Source organism: Janthinobacterium sp. JF4 (genome assembly GCF_059617925.1).
This window is the reverse complement of sequence record NZ_JCAQAV010000011.1, coordinates 23777-42026: the sequence shown is the minus strand read 5'-3', so window position 1 is coordinate 42026 and position 18250 is coordinate 23777. Positions and strand designations below refer to the sequence as shown.

Here is an 18250-nt window from a genome sequence, read left to right as displayed (position 1 = left end):
GCGCAGTTTTTTGCGGCGGGAGCGCGTCGCTAGACGACGATGGCGCTGCCGTGCAGCAGTTCCTGGTGGCGCGCATTGATGGCCGCCACGGCATCCTTGCCCCGCGCCATGCCGGTGGCGTGGATTTCGATGTCCTGCGTGTAGCGCTGGCTGACTCTGACCGTGTAGGACTGGAACAGCCAGCTCCAGAAGTTCGTTTCATAGACGGCTTCATCCATGTCGCGCCACTTGACGCCCGTGAGTTTCTTTTTCCACGGCAAGATGCCGGACGCCAACCACACGCCCGCTTCATCGTAGTACAGCTGGTAGCTGCGGATGGTCAGCAGGCGGTAGCCGACGATCAGGGCCGAGCCGATCATCACCACGAAGGCGGCGCGCGCGTTGTACTTGAAGGCCAGCGGCAGGGCGGCAAAAAACAGCAGCACGGCAATGAGGAAGGTGCTGACGTAGGCGGTCCAGGATTTGCCGCACAAAAAGGTGGCGCGCTGGCCGGCGCTGGTGGCGATATAGTCGGTCATGGCGTCGCAGAGAAACAGGGAAAAACGATCATCGCATGGAACGCGGCTTCGCCGTTCATTTTTTCAAGCTCATCGTTTTAACCCTTCCTGCAGCATGCCCAGCATGTCGTTGGCCGACATGCGCGCGGCCGCGTCGCTGCCTTCCAGCAAGCTGTCGGCCAGGTCGCGCTTGTGCTGGTGCAATTCGACGATGCCTTCCTCGATCGTGTGCCTGGCCACCAGCCGGTAAATGGTGACGGGGCGCAATTGCCCCATGCGGTGGGCGCGGTCCGAAGCCTGGTCTTCCACGGCCGGGTTCCACCACGGGTCCATGTGGATCACGTAGTCGGCCGCCGTCAAATTGATGCCCATGCCGCCCGCCTTCAGGCTGATCAGGAAGACATCGCCTTCGCCCGCCTGGAAAGCGTCGACCCGGCGCTTGCGTTCCTGCATGGGCGTGCTGCCGTCGAGATACTGGTAGCTGACGCCATGCTGCTCCAGGTGCCGGCGGATCAGGGTCAGATGGTCGACGAACTGGCTGAAGACGAGCACCTTGTGGCGGTTTTCCAGCAAGCCCGACAGTAACTGGGCGAAGGCCGCCAGCTTGCTGCTGGCCAGGCCCAGCTCGGGCGCCACCAGTTGCGGATTGCAGCAGGCGCGGCGCAGTTTCATGATTTCCGCCAGGATCTGGATGGCTTTCTTCGACGCCGGCCCTTCCACCATGGCCAGCTTTTCCAGCGCTTCGCGGCGCAAGGATTCGTACAGCGCCGTTTCCGGCGGCGACAATTCCACTTCCAGCACGATTTCCGTGCGCGATGGCAATTCCGACAGCACTTGCGTCTTCGTGCGGCGCAAGATGAATGGCGCGATCAGGCGGCGCAAGCGCAATCGCGCGCCGGCCGCCGCCCGCTTGTCTTGATCTTTCTCAATGGGACCGGCAAAGCGCAAATTAAACTGGTCGAGGGTGCCCAGTAAGCCGGGATTGATGAAGCGGAACAGATTCCACAATTCACCCAGGTGGTTTTCCAGCGGCGTGCCGCTGGCCACCATGCGGAAGTCGCCCTGCAAGGCCATCACGGCTTGCGAGCGCTTGGTGGCGCCATTCTTGATCGCTTGCGCCTCGTCGAGCACGATCGTATGCCAATGCACGCCGGCAAACATCGCCGCTTCCTGCTGCAGCAAGCCGTAGCTGGCCACCACCACGTCGAACGGTTGCAAGGTGCCCAGCATGTCGGCGCGGTCGCCGCTGCCGAACAGCTTGACTGTTAACGTGGGGGCGAAGCGCGTCGCTTCGCTGATCCAGTTCATGCACACGGACGTGGGCGCGACGACGAGGGTGGGGCCGTTCGGCGCGCGCGCCAGGATCAGCGCCAGCGCCTGCAAGGTCTTGCCGAGTCCCATGTCGTCGGCCAGGCAGGCGCCCACGCCCCAGTGCGCCAGACGCGCCAGCCAGTTAAAACCGGCCAGCTGGTAGTCGCGCAAGTCCGCCTGCAAGGTGCTGGGCAGCTGCGGTTGATAATCGTCGAGGGCGCGCAGGCGCAGCAAGTGTTCGCGCCACAGTTTGTCGGCCTGCACGCCGCCCGCGTCGTTGGCCAGCTCTTCCAGCGCGAAGGCGGCCAGCGGGTGGATGTGCACGCCATCGGCATGCGCTTCGCCATACGCGGCCAGCTCCGACAGCCGGCGATGCAACTCATCGCTGAGGGCCAGGAACTGATTGTCGCCCAGGGCCACGAAGCGGTTCTTATTGTTCTGCATCAAATCGAGCAGGGCGCGCAAGTCCATCACCTTGTCTTCATCGATCTGCACTTCGCCGCTGGCGGCAAACCAGTCTTTTTCACTTTTGATGTTCAGGCGCATCTGGCCGCTGTCGATGCGTTTCGACACGCGCATGGTCTCGCCCTCGGGCCACGCCAGCACCATGCCGTCTGGCTCCAGCGCCTGCAGTTCCACCAGCAATTGCAGGCCCAGCGCAGGCTGGCCCAGCAGCCACTCGCCATGCTCTTCTTCCGCCTCTTCCAGCACCAGGCATTTTCCGATGAGCTGGCGCTGCGCTTCGCGTTCCGCGTTCAGGTCGCGCCGCGCTTGCACGGCCCGGCCCGCCACGTCGGCAAACACGCTTTCGGCGCCGCTGCCGGGCGCGTAATAGGCGCCGTTGTCGAGCAGGGGGCGCACCAGTATCTGCATCTTGAGGCCCTGCTGGTAGGGCAGCAGGTGCACGTGCAGGCGGTGGTCTGCCGTGATCGCTTCCGCGTCCCCTGCGCCGCCGCCGATATCGGATTGCACGGTGACCATCGACGAAATGGCGCCGATCGCCTGCATCACCTGTTTTTCCGCATGCAGGGGCACGGACAGGCCCAGGCCCACGATGGCGCCGATGCGCCGGTGCTCGTCGAGGATGTGCACCACGCGCAGGCGGGTCGGCGTCTCGCGCTGCACCACGACATTGCTGCCGTTGTCGGGTAATGGCGGCTGCATGCCCAGCCACAGCTGCCCCTCGTGCGACTTGATCAGGAGCTCGGGCGCGCCGGCGATCAGTTCCACGCGCGTGTCGGGATGATCGAGCCAGAAGACGAGCGGATGGCCCACCAGCAAGACGGCGGCCTTGTCCAGCTCGACTTCATAGCGCGGCGCCGACGAATAATATTGTTTAAAAGGCGCGATGCTGCCCGCCGCGCGGGCGTCTTGCGGCGTGAGGAAATCGATGTCGCCGGCCTCTTCGGCCAGGCGTTTCAAGCCCATGGCGCGGCCCTTGCTCCAGCCGCCCCGCGCGTCGCGCTTCTGCTCGCGCACTTCCACTGCCGTCAAGCCGAAACGCGGGTCGAATGCCACCAGCCACACGAGGCGCGAGACGCCGCCCAGCGCTTCGGCGGGCGCATTCTGCTGCAGGTTGATCAGCGCGCTCAGCTGGCGCTGCCACGCCTCCTGGCGCTCGAACCATGGCGCCATGTCCGTCAAGCCGTGTTGCGCCCGCTTGGCCGTGGCATAGCGCTCCTGCTGCGGCTCGCCCATCAAGCCCAGCAGGCCGGCCGCCTGCGCGGCGATCAAATCGTAGCCGGCCGCGTCCGCGTGTTGCACCAGCACGCCTAGTTGATCCTTGCGTTCGCTTAATTGCGGCAGGGCCAGCCAGTAGTACAGCAAGGCCTGGAACAGCTGCGCCTGCAGTGCCGTTTCCCAGCTGCGCGTGGGGATGCTTTCCGCCAGTTGCACGCCGGCGCGCACCAGGCGCAAGGTGTTCAACTGCTGGTAGACGATGCTGTCGTGGTTAGGCTGCGCGTGCAGCGCGATATCGAGGTAGGTTTCCGCGCTTTTCAGCAGTTTGGCATCATTGCCGCGCAGCAGGGCCAGCACGTACAGGTGGCCGCCGATGCCCGTAAAGCACAGCTTGCGCTTGCCCGCGTCCTTGCGCAACCCCTTCAGGGCCGTCTCGAAGCCCGCCACGGCGTGCGCATGTTCACCGCGCAACAGGGCGATGCTGCTGTCGATAAACAGCACCTGCGGCCCCTGCTGGCCCGCCAGGTAGCGCGCGGCCGTGTCGAGTTCGCCGCATAGCAGGGCGTCTTCGGCCAAGGCCAGCGGCAGGGCGGGGCCGATATGGTCGCCGGCCGCCGCCTGGCGCGCGTGGTGCGCGCGCGCGTAGGTACGGATGGCGTGCGCCGTGGCCGGCTCGCGCGGGGCGTTGCCCAGCAGCACGGCGAGGATGTCATCCTGCAGTTGCGGCATGACGAAAGACAACATCTCGGGCTCGAACGGCCGCCCGAAAATCTCGATCAGCGGATGCAGCTGCTGCGCTTCATAGCACGCCATGCAGGCGGCCAGGATGGCGGCCACGTGGCGCACCTCGTCGTTGCGCAGCAGGGCGATGCGCAGGCGCGCCACGCCTTGCCGGTAGCTGCGCAATTCCACATAGCCATCCCAGTTGCGGCGCACCGGGTTGATCAGCTCGATGGCCTGGCACAGGTCGCGAAACACCAGGTGCTCGATGGCGGCGCGCATGGCGGGCCAGCGCAGCCTCGCTTCGCAGGCAAAGCCGCGCCCCACCACTTCGCTGGCCAGCGCCAGACGCGTCAGCCGCTGCAGCGTGTGCGTTACCACCAGCAGGGAAAACGGCGTGCCGTCCGGCTCGACGACATTGGCGCGCTGCAAGTGTTCATACACGGCATGCTTGCCCACCGGCTCGCCCGTGATCGCCAGCAAGGCCAGGATCATTTGCGCATGCAGCTCCAGGGCGGCGAACTCGTCCAGCAGATGTTGGTCTAGATGCAGGTCGTTCATGCGGGCAAGTTGGCGATCTGCACGGGTGGCGCGCCGGCCGCCACGGGCAGGCCGAACACGCGCTGGTAGAAATACAGTTCCGCGTCCAGCGTGCGCACGATGTTTTCCGCCTTGCGGAAGCCGTGTCCCTCGCCTTCCAGGGGCACGTAGGCGACGGGCACGCCGCGCGCCTGCAGGGCGTCGACCATCAGCTGCGACTGTTGCGGCGGCACCACCTTGTCGTCGAGGCCCTGGAAGAAAATCATCGGGCGCGACAATTTATCCGTGTGGTGGATGGGCGAGCGCTCGCGGTACAGCGCCTCGGCTTGCGGCTGCGAGGCGATCAGGTAATCGGTGTAGCGCGATTCGAACTTGTGCGAATCGTCGTCCAGGCCCTTCAGGTCGGACACGCCATAGTAGCTGGCGCCCGCCTTGAAGACGTCGTGGAACGTCAATGCGCACAGGGTCGTCAGGCCGCCGGCGCTGCCGCCGCGGATGATCAGGCGCTCGGGGTCGGCCAGGCCGTTGGCGGCCAGGTAACGGGCGCCGGCGATGCAGTCTTCCACGTCGACGATGCCCCATTGTCCGCGCAAGGCGTCGCGGTATTCGCGGCCGAAACCGCTGCTGCCGCCATAGTTGACGTCGAGCACGCCGATGCCGCGGCTGGTCCAGAACTGCGTCGCCAGTTTCAAGGTATTGCTGGCCATGCTGGTGGGGCCGCCATGGCTGATGACGATGACGGGCGGCAAGGTTCCCGCCGGTGCCTGCACGTCGGCATTCGTGGGCGCATAAAAGAAGGCGTAAGCCGTGCGGCCATTATTGCTAGGGAAACTCAAGCTGCGCGGCACGGACAGGTAGCCGAGCGGGGGCAAGTGTGCGATCGACTGCGCCAGCACTTCCAGCTCATGGTTAGACAAATCGATGCGCGCCAGTTCCAGCGCGATGGTGGGGCTGCCGCCCAAGAGCGCGACGAAGCCCGGTCCCACGCGCAGTTCGCGGATTTCCTGGTACGGGTGGGGAATCGGCTCGAGCTTGGCTGCCGCCACGCTCAATTGCGCCAGATAGCTGATGCCGGCCTGGATGTACGTGCAGACGATCTCGTCGTCGGAAAGGAAACCGTACATGCTGCCGCCGAAGGTCCAGTGCGGCGTGGCAAATTCCGCTTCCATCGGGCACAGCGCCTCGATGTCGGCGCCGTGCAGGCGGTACAGATTCCACCAGCCGCTGCTGTCGGAAACGAAGTGCAGCAAGCCGCCGGGCGACCATTCCGGCTGGCAAATCGACTCGCGCGCGCCACCGGCGATCAGGCGCGGCGACCCCAGGCTGCCATCCGCCTGCACGTCGGCCAGCCACAGTTCCGTGCCTTGCCACGGCAGGCGCGGGTGATCCCAGCTGATCCACGCCAGCTGGCTGCCGTCCGGCGACAAACGCGGCGCCGCATAAAAATCGTGGCCGCGCGCCAGCACCGTTTCGCGTCCGTCGAAGCCGACGGCGGCCAGGTTGTTTTCCGGCTGCGCATGGCCCTCTTCCGGATGCTGCTCGCGCACGGCGATCAGGCGGGAACGGGCCGCATCGACGACGAAGTCCGCATGGCGCGTGTTGCCGCCCGTGGTGAACGCTTCGGGCGCGCCATCGCCGCTCACGCGGTACAGGCAATTGTCGGCGAAATGCGAAAAGTAGACGGTATCGCCGGCGACGGCATACGCGCCGCCGCCGTATTCATGCACGCGGGTACGCACATTGAACGGTGCCGGCGTCAGTTCATCGATGCGCGCGCCGCGCTGGCGCAGCAGGGTGTTGCGGCCCGCCTCGCTGGCGCGCCCGGCCAGCCAGTACACGTCGGCGCCATCCGCCCCCCCCAGGGCCAGCTGCGTCAGCGGCGAGGCGCCGGCGGCGACGATGGCCGCGCTGATCGGCGATGGCCAGATGCCATAAGGGGTGCTGGATGCGGTCGAGGTCATGCGGGCTCCGTATAGTGAGGGGATCAAGGGCCGCCAGGCAGGGTCAGGGCGCGCGGCGGCTGGCATCATCATAATGGAAGGGCAGGCACAACGAAAGTCATCGCTGTGCGCGGCAAATGCTGCAAAGCGGCACCGGAATCAATGAAATGGCGGCGATTGGATGCGATAATACCGCTTCTCCAAGCTCGATTGCCTGCCATGCCACAATTTGCTCCGCTTCAGAATGACACTTTCCTGCGCGCCCTGTTGCGCCAGCCGACTGAGCACACCCCTGTCTGGCTGATGCGCCAGGCGGGCCGCTACCTGCCCGAATACCGCGCCACGCGCGAGCGGGCCGGCTCTTTCCTGGGCCTGGCAAAGAATCCCGATTACGCCACGGAAGTGACCTTGCAGCCCCTGGAGCGATTCCCGCTCGACGCGGCCATCCTGTTTTCCGACATCCTGACAGTGCCAGACGCCATGGGCCTGGGTCTGTATTTCGCCGATGGCGAAGGCCCGAAGTTCGAGCGCCCGCTGCGCACGGAACAGGACGTCAAGGCGCTGCAGGTGCCGGACCTGGAGTCGCTCGACTACGTCTTCAAGGCCGTCACGCAAATCCGCACGGAACTCAATGGCCGCGTGCCGCTGATCGGTTTTTCCGGCAGCCCGTGGACCCTGGCGTGCTACATGGTGGAAGGCGGCGGCTCGAAAGAGTTCCATACCATCAAGAAAATGCTGTACAACCGCCCGGACCTGATGCACCACATCCTGGCGATTAACGCCACTTCCGTGGCGCAGTACCTGAATGCGCAAATCGATGCCGGCGCGCAAGCCGTGATGATTTTCGATTCCTGGGGCGGTGCGCTGGCCGACGGCGCCTACCAGGAATTCTCGCTGGCCTACATGCAGCAAGTGGTGGCGCAATTGAAACGCGACAAGGATGGCGTCAAGATTCCCGCCATCGTGTTTACCAAGGGCGGCGGCCAGTGGATCGAGCAGATCGCCGACATCGGCGCCGATGCCGTGGGTCTGGACTGGACCGTCAACCTGACGCGCGCGCGCCAGCTGGTGGGCCATAAAGTGGGCTTGCAGGGCAATCTCGACCCGGCCATCCTGTTCGCCAGCCCCGAGCAGATCCGCGCCGAAGTGGCGAAAGTGCTCAACGCGTTTGGCGCGCCATCGGCCGGCACGGGCCACGTGTTCAACCTGGGCCATGGCATTTCCCAGTTCACGCCGCCGGAATCCGTGGCAGCCATGGTGGAAGCCGTGCACAGCATGAGCCGCGCCATGCGCAGCGGCCAGTAATTCCCCGCTTCCCCCGGCGCAGGGGCAGAGAGGCAGGCTTTCCAGCGAAAGCCTGCCTTTTTCTTTGCTGCGCCTTAGCAAGAAATACCGACTTATGCACAATTTTTTTTGCTGCGGAAATAAGAGGCAGTGGAAAATCCATGCCCGGGAACTCTCCGCAAGTACTTGATTATTAAGGGATAAAAAATACCTTGCTCGGCAGACTTTGTTGCTATTGATAAGGTTATTCTTTCGTTCGCCTGCCTTATTCCTTCATTGTCCACAAAGTTATCAACAGATTCTGTGGATAAAATTGAAAAGTAATTTGTTAACCGATACTTAGCGTCGATGTTCAGGTTTCACCTGAAGTGCATGTTGCACTGCATGATCATTGAACAATGTTTCGCCGCCCGGCAGGTAAAAACGAACGCTTGCCCGGCAATTGTCAACTTTGCCGCGTGCCGCCCCCGCTTCTCCCAATCGGGCCCCTCAAAATGGCGCTGATTTCTGTCTGAATACATTACAAATGGTTCAGTTATGCACAGCGGCGGAAATGTCCTGTGGATTTGTCGCCTCCCGGGCGTCAATTTTTAAGTCATTGATTTTAAATAGTTAATTTTTCTTGCGTGCCGCTCTTGACGGCGATCGAAATTTTCTGTCCACATTTTTCTGAAAGTTAATTTTGCTTTGTCCACAAAGTTATCCACAGAATTTTCTTCAGGCAAGATGGCATGCAGTCCTGTCTGCCGTTAGGCGTTTGATGGGTGAAACAAGTATCATGACCCGCTGGCTTGATGCCTGACATCCCGCGCGCCATCTCCCCCTGCGGCGCGCTTTTTTATTGAGATAGGCCCTACCCCCATGTCGCAGTGCATTTTGACGTCGTGCATCCTGAACATCGCGCTCGACACGCCCCTGAACGCCCTGTTCGACTACCGCTGGAACGCGGATGCGGACGCCGGCGCGGACGCGCCGCTGCCGCAAGTGGGGCAGTTGGCGCTGGTGCCGTTCGGCCGGCGCGAAGTGATGGGGCTGATCGTCGGCGTGTCCGACAGCACCGACGTGCCCGCCGCGAAATTGAAGGACGTGCTGGCCGTGCGCAGCCAACTGGCGCCCCTGTCGGAACAGTGGCTGGCGCTGGCCGCCTTCGCCGCCGATTACTACCAGCGCCCGCTCGGTGAAGTGGCGCTGCCGGGCTTGCCGAAGAATTTGCGCGTGCTCACCACCGTGGCGCTCGACCGGGCCATCAAGAAGCTGGCCAAGCTCAAGGACACGCACGACGGCACGCCGCTGAACATGCCGGCCCTGAATGCCGCCCAGCAGGAAGCGGCGGACGCCATCGGCGGCGCCCAGGGTTTCAAGCCGACCCTGCTGTACGGCGTGACGGGCAGCGGCAAGACGGAAGTGTATCTGCAGGCCTGCGCCCAGGTGCTGGCGTGCGACGAGGCGGCGCAAATCCTCATTCTGGTGCCGGAGATCAATTTGACGCCCCAACTGGAAGGCAATATCCGCGCGCGCTTTCCCGGCGTCATGCTGGCCACCCTGCACAGCAGCCTGTCCGAAGGCGAGCGCATGCTGCACTGGCTGGCCGCCCACCAGGGCCAGGCGCGCATCGTGCTCGGCACGCGGCTGGCCATCCTGGCGTCCTTGCCGCAACTCAAGCTGATCGTCATCGACGAAGAGCATGATCCTTCCTACAAGCAGCAGGAAGGCTTGCGCTATTCGGCGCGCGACCTGGCCGTGTGGCGCGCCTGGCAATTGCAGATACCCATCGTGCTCGGTTCGGCCACGCCCTCGTTGGAAAGCTGGCACCACGCGCAGACGGGGCGCTACCGCAAGCTGGAATTGCGCGAGCGGGCCGTCAGGAATGCGGTGCTGCCGCGCGTAAAGATACTCGACATGGAGCGCGACAAGCCGAAAGACGGCCTGACTTCGCACTTGGTAGCCGCCTTGAAACTGCGCATGGAGCGGGGCGAGCAGTCGCTGCTGTTCCTGAACCGGCGCGGCTATTCGCCCGTGATCTGCTGCGAATCGTGCGGCTGGATCAGCAATTGCACGCGCTGCACCTCGTTCATGGTGCTGCACAAGCCGGAACACCGCTTGCGCTGCCACCATTGCAGCCTGGAATTGCGCATTCCCCGCCATTGCCCCACGTGCGGCAACGTCGACTTGCAGCCGCTGGGACGCGGCACGCAGCGGGTGGAAGAGGGCTTGCAGCAATTGTTTCCCGAGGCGCGCATTTTGCGCATCGACGCCGATTCCACGCGCAAGAAGGGCAGCGCGCAGGAGGCGTTCGACACCGTGCACCGGGGCGAAGTGGATATCCTGATCGGCACGCAGATGGTGGCCAAGGGCCACGACTTCAAAAAGCTGACCCTGGTGGGCATTTTGAATCCGGACACGGCCCTGTTTTCGCAGGATTACCGGGCCAGCGAACGCCTGTTCGCCCAGCTCATGCAGGTGGCGGGGCGGGCCGGGCGCGCCGCGCAGACGGAAGGCGGCAGCGTGTCCGAGGTGCTGATCCAGACGCGCTATGCGCGCCATCCCCTGTACGACGCCGTCGTCAACCACGATTACGACCACTTCGCCACGACCTTGCTGGAAGAGCGGGCCCAGGCGGCGCTGCCGCCGTATCTGTTCCAGGCCCTGCTGCGCGCCGAAGCGCCCGAGCTGGCCACGGCCATCGAATTCCTGCAGGCGGCCAAGGAATGCATGGAACACCCGCAGGTGACCATCAATGACCCGATTCCCATGAGCATGACGCGCGTGTACAACGTGGACCGCGCCCAGCTGCTGCTGGAATCGCCCTCGCGCCCCGTCTTGCAGGCATTTTTAAAAGAATGGCTGGCGGAATTGCGCGCCATGAAGACGCGCGTGAAATGGTCGCTGGAAGTGGACCCGCTGGATATTTAAATTAATTCACTGAATTAGCTCAGATATGCGCGCGCCGACTTGACGATCTGCTCGGACAGCAGCTTGGTAAACGGCGTGTCCAGGGTCCACGCATGCCAGCTTAGCGGTACGTCCAGGGTGCTGCCCGGCAGCAGATCCACGAGACGGTCCGTCGCCAGCGCCGGCGCGGCCAGGCGCTGCGGCATCAGGCCGTAAGCAAGGCCGTCGAGCACGCAACCGCGGCGCGCCGCTTCCACCGGTAAAGTGTGGTGCGGAAACGCTTCGCGCAGATTCAGTTGTTCAGCGAGGAAGCGCGCCAGCAAGCCGTGCTGGCCCACGACGGCGGGCGCCAGTTGCACCGCTTCGGCAATCAAACCGTCGCCGAACCAGTGCCCCGCGAACATGGGCGTGGCCACGCAGACATAGCGCAAGGTGCCCAGCGGCGTGACGCTGGTGGCCGCCGCTGCGTCGAGCGCTGTGCCGGCCGCGGCCGACACGCAGCCAAACACGGAGCCGTCGCGCACCATCTGCAGGGCGCTGTCGCTGTCGGCCAGGCGCACGTCGAGCTGGCAGCGCGGCGGCGCCAGCAGGGCGGACAAGGTGTGGGGGAACCACGTGGCCAGGCTGTCGGCATCGATGGCGATGGCGATTTCCGGCATGCTGACGCTGTTGCCCAGGTCGATGTCGAGCGATGCTTCCATCAGCTTGACGTTGCGGTGGTGCACGATCAGGCGCTGGCCCAGGCCCGTCGGCACGGCTGGCTGGCCACGGATGATCAGCAAGCGCCCGCTGGCGTCTTCCAGCGCCTTGATGCGCTGCGAGACGGCCGACTGGGTGATGCCCAGCGCCAGGGCGGCCTTGTCGAAACTGCCATGGCTGGCGACGGCATCCAGCACGGCCAGCGCGCGATAATCGAGTGATCCCATTAGCTCAGCTTATAAATTTTGAAAATGATTAGTTATACTAATGCATATATTGCTGCAAAGTAAAACCTTATTTTCACCAAACGGGTAGTATCGAACGCTGTGAGCAACCTCAGTGGATGGGCAGCATGAAGACGATACAAGTGGATGTGGCCGTGATCGGCAGCGGCACGGCCGGCATGACGGCGCACAAGGCGGCGCGCATGCAGGGCAAGCGCGTGTTGATGATCGAAAGCGGGCCGTACGGCACGACCTGCGCCAGGGTCGGCTGCATGCCCAGCAAACTTCTGATCGCGGCGGCCGAGGCGGCCCATGCCGTGGCCGCCGCGCCCGCTTTTGGCGTGCATGCTGGCCCCGTGCGCATCGATGGCCGGCAAGTGATGGCCAGGGTGCGCAGCGAGCGCGACCGCTTTGTCGGCTTCGTGCTCGACGGCGTCAACGCCATCCCCGACGGAGAAAAACTGCGCGGCCATGCGCGTTTTATTTCCCCCAATAAATTGCAGGTGGATGAACATACCATCGTTGAAGCTGGCAGCGTGGTGATCGCCACCGGTTCCACGCCCATCGTGCCGCCCGAGTGGCAGGCGGCGGGGGACAGGGTCATCACCAGCGATGCCGTGTTCGAATGGACGGATTTGCCGCAATCGGTCGCCGTGGTCGGCAGCGGCGTCATCGGCCTGGAGCTGGGCCAGGCGCTGGCGCGGCTGGGCGTGCGCGTGACCGTGTTTGCGCGCGGCAAAAAGATCGCGCAGCTGACGGACCCGCTGGTGCTGCGCGAGGCGGACGCCGTGCTGGCGCGCGAACTCGATATCCGTTTCCAGACCGGCGTCGCGCACGTGGCAAAAACGCCGGACGGCAGCGGCATTCTGCTCACCAGCCGCGATGATGCGGGCGTGGAAAAAACCGAGCAGTTCGAGTATCTGCTGGCCGCCATCGGCCGCCGTCCGAACGTGGACCAGATCGGCCTGGAAACGGCGCAAATCGAACTCGACGGCCATGGCATTCCCGTGCATGACCGGCACACCATGCAGTGCGGCAAGAGCGCCATCTTCATCGCCGGGGATGCCGACAACGCCTTGCCGCTGCTGCCCGAGGCGGCCGACGAGGGCCGCATCGCGGGCGAGAACGCGGCGCGCTTTCCTGACGTCAAACCGGGCTTGCGCCGCACGCCGTTGACCATCGCCTTCACGGAGCCGCAGATCGCCACCCTGGGCGCCACCTACCAGCAATTGTGCGTGAGCCACGCGGGCCGCTTCGCCGTGGGCGCCGTGTCGTTCGGCAACCAGGGCCGCAGCCGCGTCATGCTGCAAAACCAGGGCTTGCTGCGCGTGTATGGGGAATTTGGCAGCAAGCGCTTTCTCGGCGCCGAGCTGATCGGCCCGAGGGCGGAACACCTGGGCCATTTGCTGGCCTGGGCGTGCCAGGCGCAGCTGACGGTGCCGGCCATGCTCGACATGCCGTTCTACCACCCCGTCATCGAGGAAGGCGTGCGCACGGCCCTGCGCGAACTGGCGCTGCACCTGGACAAAGACCCGGAACACGCGCCCGGCTGCGCCGATTGTTCGCCTGGCGTCTGATGCAATTTTTATATTTAAACAATTTTGTAGACAAGCGCACATGATTGCGCGATCATCGCTGCCACATTGAAATATTGATTAAAAGCAAAAAACATTTCAAATGGTTCATGCCGACGACTTCCTGATGGTAAAAAGGGCAGCGGCTAGCGATGACGGAGACGATGTGAAAATTCGGCGCATTTACGCGGGAGAACTCGCCCTGGGCGTGGCCCTGCCCTGGGACGTGCATGGCGAGACGGGCGGCTTGCTGGCCAGGCTGGGCCATGTCATCAGCAGCGAGAACCAGATCGCCTTGCTGCTGGCGCGCGGCGTCATCGCCGATACCAGTGCCGACGTGCCGCGCACGGCAACGGAAGCGCCGTCGGCCCTGCGCATGCTGAACCTCGTCACGACTGGCCTGGCCCTCGTCTTGCCGGTCATTGCCGCCGGGCAGGCGGGCAGCCACCTGACGCTGGGGCCGCTGGCGCAGCTGGTGGAAGAGGCCGTTGTTCTGGACGCCGACGTGGCGCTGGCCTGCATCCTGCACAACCAGGGCGCGGGCGATTTCGCCGTGCGCCACAGCGTCGACACGGCCGTCATCACGGCCTTGCTGGCGCGCGCGTTGAAACTCGATGATGAGGTCGTGCGCAGCGTGGTGCTGGCCGCGCTGAGCATGAACGTGGGCATGCTGGAACGCCATGCGGATTTCCAGCACAAGGCGGGGCCGCTTGACGCGCAGGAGCGCGCCTATTTGCGCGCCCATCCGCAAGCCGGTGTCGACTTGCTGCGCGCGGCGGGCGTGACGGACGCGGTCTGGCTGCAAGCCGTGTTGCAGCACCATGAAAATATCGATGGCAGCGGCTATCCGCTGGGCACGCAAGGCGAGGCGATCGGCATCGGCGCCCGCCTGATCATGCTGGCCGACCGCTATTGCGCGCGCGTGTCGAAGCGCAGCTACCGCCAGCCCTTGCTGCCGAACGTGGCCCTGCGCGAAATGCTGATGGCCGACAAGGCCACCCTGGATGCGCCGCTGGCATCGCTGCTGGTGCGCGAGCTGGGCATCTACCCCGTCGGCACCTTCGTCAAACTGCTCAATGGGGAAATCGGCGTCGTCACGCGCAAGGGCTTGAATGCCACCACGCCCCACGTGCAATCGCTGATCGGCCCGCGTGGCGCGCGCCTGGACGTGCCGCTGCGGCGCGATACGCGCGTGGACTTGCACGCCATCCGCGAAGTGCTCAGCGCAGAGCAGGCGGGATTGCAGTTTCGCCCTGATCAGCTATGGGGCCGCAGCGCAAGAGTTTAGCGCAGGCGTTTAATTCAACAGACCCGCATCGAGCCGTCCCTCGAGCGCCAGTTCGCGCATGATGCGCACCGTGTCGATGTCGGACTCCTTGTAGGCGGAGCGGCGGAAGTCGTCGTACAGGGCGTTGGCCGCATCGGTGGCCGCGTCGTGGCCGTCGTCGTACTGGAAGCGCACCCACAGGCTGGCCTCGTCGGGCATCTCGATGGTCATGATCAATGAAGAGGCGCTGATGTCCTGTTGCGCCGGCACTTCGTAGCGCACCTGCAGTTGCGGCACCAGCACCACCTTGTCGTTGATGACCAGTTCGCCATAGCGCAGGCTGCGCGCGAAACCGGCGTCGCTGCGCTCGCTGATCTGGCACTCGTCCAGGTGCGGCACGAACAGCTTGGGCGACTCGGCGCGCAAGACGAGGCCGCGCCAGACTTGCTCCAGGCTCAAGGTGTCGATCAGCGGGTTCAGCGGATCGTTGATTTCAATCAGATGTTCAAATTTCATGGGACTGCCATTCGGTAAGTGGGCGCGCACGGGCGATATAGGCGGAATGGTACTCCAGGCGTGGCATCGCCGCACGCATTGCATGGGCCGAGATGGCGGCAATTGGCGAGATATCAATGCCATTGCCTGTTTTTCACGCGGATCTTGGCATGCAAATGGCGGGCGCGACGCTGTTACAATGGGCTGCTGTTCCCTGCGGAAATACCCTGATGTCCAAAGCACCACAGTTCGGTCTGAATGCGCCCCAAAGCGAAGCGGTTACCTACCTCGACGGCCCTTGCTTGGTGCTGGCGGGCGCCGGCTCGGGCAAGACGCGCGTGATCACGCAAAAGATTGCCCACCTGATCGAAGACCGGGGCTATGACCCGCGCACCATCGCCGCGCTGACCTTCACCAACAAGGCGGCGCTGGAAATGCAGGAGCGCATCGCCAAACTGTTGAAACAGCCACGCCAGGCCAAGCAGTTGACGGTGTCGACCTTCCACTCGCTGGGCGTGAAAATCCTGCGCCAGGAAGCCAATGGCGTGGGGCTGAAGGACCGCTTTTCCATCATGGACAGCGATGACTGTTTTTCCCTTGTGCAAGACCTCGCCATTACCACCGATAAACAGGTGATACGCGGCATCCAGAACGCCATGTCGCTGTGGAAAAATGGTTTGATCGACCCGGACATGGCCCTGGCGCAAGCCAAGGACGAGGACGAAGCGAACGCGGCGCGCATCTACCGCAGCTATGTGGCCACCTTGTCGGCCTACCAGGCCGTCGATTTTGATGACTTGATCCGCTTGCCCGTGGAACTGTTCCGCAACAACGGCCCCGTGCGCGACAAGTGGCAGCGCCGCCTGCGCTATCTGCTCGTCGATGAATACCAGGATACGAATACTTGCCAGTATGAACTGGTGAAACTGATGGTGACGGGCATCGGCAAGAAGCCGATGTTTACGGCCGTGGGCGACGACGATCAGGCGATCTATGCGTGGCGCGGCGCCACCGTGGAAAACCTGAAGACCCTGGAGACGGATTTCCCCGATTTGCGCGTGATCAAGCTCGAGCAGAATTACCGCTCCACCATGCGCGTGCTCAACGCGGCCAATGCCGTCATCGGCAACAATCCTAAACTGTTTGAAAAGTCGCTGTGGTCGGAACACGGCCTGGGCGAGCCGATCAAGGTGCTGGGCATGCAGACGGACGAGCAGGAGGCGGAGCAGGTCGCCATCATGATTTCGGCCGACCATTTCGAGCGCAAGAACAAGTTTTCCGACTACGCGATTTTGTACCGTGGCAACCACCAGGCACGGATCATCGAGCAATGCTTGCGCAAGGAACGCATCCCGTACACGATTTCGGGCGGCCAGAGCTTCTTCGACAAGGCCGAGATCAAGGACATCATCAGCTACCTGCGTCTGCTGGCCAATGAAGACGACGACCCGGCCTTCATTCGCGCCGTGACGACGCCGCGCCGTGGCGTGGGCCAGTCGACGCTGGAGGTGCTGGGCGCATTCTCGGGGCAGTGGCAGTGCTCGCTGTTCCAGGCCGTGTTCAAGGGCGGTATCGAGGCCAAGCTGACGGACCGCCAGCTGGGGCCGCTGCGCGACTTCTGTAACTTCATCAACGACCTCGAATCGCGCGCCAGCCGTCCGGGCGCGGCCGGCAGCGGCGACAACGCGGCCGAAGTGCTGGACGACATGATGAAGGAAATCCACTACGAATCGTATCTGTACGATGCCTTCGAGGAACGGCAAGCGCAAAGCAAGTGGCAGAACGTGCTGGAATTCGTCAACTGGCTGAAGGAACGGGGCCGGGGCGGCAAGGACCGCGACGGCGAAGAAAAGAACGTGCTGGAATTGACGCAGATGGTGGCCCTGATGACCATGCTGGAGGGCAAGGACGAGGAGCAGGACGCCGTGCGCATGTCCACCCTGCACGCGTCGAAAGGTCTCGAGTTTCCGCACGTGTTCCTGGTGGGCGTGGAAGAGGGGATCTTGCCGCACAAGGGCGACCCTGACGCGCCGGCCGAAACCATCGCCGCGCGCATCCAGGAAGAGCGCCGGCTGATGTATGTAGGCATCACGCGGGCCCAGCGCACCTTGCACGTCACCTGGTGCAAGAAGCGCAAGCGGGCCGGTGAGCAAGTCCATTGCGACCCGTCGCGCTTCATCAAGGAAATGCAACTCGACGTGGGCGACGCCGTGCCCACGGAGGCGGAAATCATTTCGCCGAAAGAACGTCTGGCGCGCATGAAGGCCTTGCTGGCCACGCCGAAGGCTTAAGCGGCGTTCAGACTTCCACGGCGACGTCTGGCGTGGTTTTCGGCACGATGGCCAGCTGCATGCCCAGCGCATCGAGCATCTTCAAGATGGTTTCAAAGCGCGGCTTGCTGCCTTCGCGCAAGGCTTTATACGCGCCTTCGCGCGTGATGTCGGCCCTGGCCGCCACCTTGCCCATGCCGTAGGCGCGCACCACGTCGTTCATGGCCGACTGGAACAGTTCGGCGTTGCCTGTGGCGACGATTTCGCTCATGTAGGCGGCCACGGCGGCCTTGCTGGTCAGGTGTTGCGTCGGGTCAAATTTGCTCAGGCCTAATGCTTCCAGGTCGTCGAGGTCGAAGGTGTCGCTATGGATGTCTTGGTTCATTTCTTTCGTGCTCCTGTGGATGCCGCCGCCGCTTTCTTCAGGGCCGCCTGCCAGGCTTTCAAGTCCTTGAGTATCGCTTGCGCCTGCTTGATGTCGCGTTGCTGGCTCGATTTATTGCCACCCAGCAGCAGCAAGATCAGGGTGCCCCGATTCGTTTCGTGAAAATACACGCGCCAGCCGGGTCCCGTCTGAAAAAAACGCAGCTCGCACACGCCTTCGCCCACTGGCCGCCAGTCGCCCTTCTTACCGTGCTGCAAATGCTTGATGCGCGCATCGATGGCGGCGGCTGCCACGTCATGCAGGGCGTCTTCCCAGCGGCGGTGTTCGGCCGTCTTGCGCGTCTCGATCAAAACAGGCAAAGTGGATAAGTCCATTGTAATCGTTTGTTCTCATTCGTCAAGCGATTTGATCCAGCCATCAGGGAAGAATAGGCAGAAATGGCCGCCTGACCGATGGGGAATGGACGAGGTTT

At 63.6% G+C, this 18250-nt stretch carries 12 protein-coding genes; 5 read left to right on the top strand and 7 right to left on the bottom strand.

What is annotated here, in order from left to right:
- Window positions 1–29 precede the first annotated feature (29 nt).
- The 3 genes from AC54AF_RS11490 to AC54AF_RS11480 form a co-directional block, all read right to left on the bottom strand.
- Window positions 30–518, bottom strand: coding sequence for a hypothetical protein (locus AC54AF_RS11490; RefSeq protein ID WP_496636655.1), 489 nt, complete (start codon window positions 516–518; stop codon window positions 30–32).
- Window positions 519–587: 69 nt separating this feature from the next.
- Window positions 588–4769 carry a DEAD/DEAH box helicase gene (locus tag AC54AF_RS11485; protein ID WP_496636654.1) on the bottom strand — a complete coding sequence of 1394 codons (4182 nt, stop codon included), beginning with the start codon at window positions 4767–4769 and terminating at the stop codon, window positions 588–590.
- Window positions 4766–6709, bottom strand: coding sequence for a dipeptidyl-peptidase 5 (locus AC54AF_RS11480; RefSeq protein ID WP_496636653.1), 1944 nt, complete (start codon window positions 6707–6709; stop codon window positions 4766–4768). Before AC54AF_RS11480 ends, AC54AF_RS11485 begins: the two co-directional genes overlap by 4 nt.
- A gap of 198 nt (window positions 6710–6907) precedes the next feature.
- On the opposite strand from AC54AF_RS11480, the gene hemE reads away from it, so the two are divergent.
- Both hemE and AC54AF_RS11470 read left to right on the top strand, forming a co-directional pair.
- The gene (hemE, locus tag AC54AF_RS11475; protein WP_071075009.1) at window positions 6908–7993 is read left to right on the top strand and encodes a uroporphyrinogen decarboxylase; all 1086 of its coding nucleotides are present in this window, start codon (window positions 6908–6910) and stop codon (window positions 7991–7993) included.
- Window positions 7994–8833: 840 nt separating this feature from the next.
- Entirely contained in the window at window positions 8834–10885 is a 2052-nt protein-coding gene (locus tag AC54AF_RS11470) for a primosomal protein N' (protein WP_496636652.1), read from the top strand.
- A gap of 14 nt (window positions 10886–10899) precedes the next feature.
- Here AC54AF_RS11470 and AC54AF_RS11465 read toward each other — a convergent pair whose 3' ends face one another.
- Window positions 10900–11790: an ArgP/LysG family DNA-binding transcriptional regulator gene (locus AC54AF_RS11465; protein WP_496636651.1), complete on the bottom strand. Its 891-nt coding sequence runs from the start codon at window positions 11788–11790 to the stop codon at window positions 10900–10902.
- A 125-nt stretch (window positions 11791–11915) separates the two neighbouring features.
- Here AC54AF_RS11465 and AC54AF_RS11460 point away from each other — a divergent pair, with 125 nt between their 5' ends.
- Window positions 11916–13364, top strand: a complete 1449-nt coding sequence (locus AC54AF_RS11460; protein ID WP_496636650.1) for a dihydrolipoyl dehydrogenase — start codon at window positions 11916–11918, stop codon at window positions 13362–13364.
- Window positions 13365–13527: 163 nt separating this feature from the next.
- Window positions 13528–14649, top strand: coding sequence for an HD-GYP domain-containing protein (locus AC54AF_RS11455; protein WP_496636649.1), 1122 nt, complete (start codon window positions 13528–13530; stop codon window positions 14647–14649).
- A gap of 9 nt (window positions 14650–14658) precedes the next feature.
- Here the strand turns inward: AC54AF_RS11455 and AC54AF_RS11450 are convergent, their stop codons facing one another.
- Window positions 14659–15144 (bottom strand): SRPBCC family protein, encoded by a 486-nt coding sequence (locus tag AC54AF_RS11450; protein WP_496636648.1) that lies wholly within the window; start codon window positions 15142–15144, stop codon window positions 14659–14661.
- Between the two features lie 209 nt (window positions 15145–15353).
- Between AC54AF_RS11450 and AC54AF_RS11445 the strand changes: the two genes are divergently transcribed.
- Window positions 15354–17414 carry a UvrD-helicase domain-containing protein gene (locus AC54AF_RS11445; RefSeq protein ID WP_496636647.1) on the top strand — a complete coding sequence of 687 codons (2061 nt, stop codon included), beginning with the start codon at window positions 15354–15356 and terminating at the stop codon, window positions 17412–17414.
- Window positions 17415–17421: 7 nt separating this feature from the next.
- Here AC54AF_RS11445 and AC54AF_RS11440 read toward each other — a convergent pair whose 3' ends face one another.
- Window positions 17422–17778, bottom strand: coding sequence for an addiction module antidote protein (locus tag AC54AF_RS11440; protein ID WP_496636646.1), 357 nt, complete (start codon window positions 17776–17778; stop codon window positions 17422–17424).
- Window positions 17775–18152 (bottom strand): type II toxin-antitoxin system RelE/ParE family toxin, encoded by a 378-nt coding sequence (locus tag AC54AF_RS11435; protein WP_496636645.1) that lies wholly within the window; start codon window positions 18150–18152, stop codon window positions 17775–17777. The genes AC54AF_RS11440 and AC54AF_RS11435 overlap by 4 nt, the downstream gene beginning before the upstream one ends.
- Between the last annotated feature and the right edge of the window lie 98 nt (window positions 18153–18250).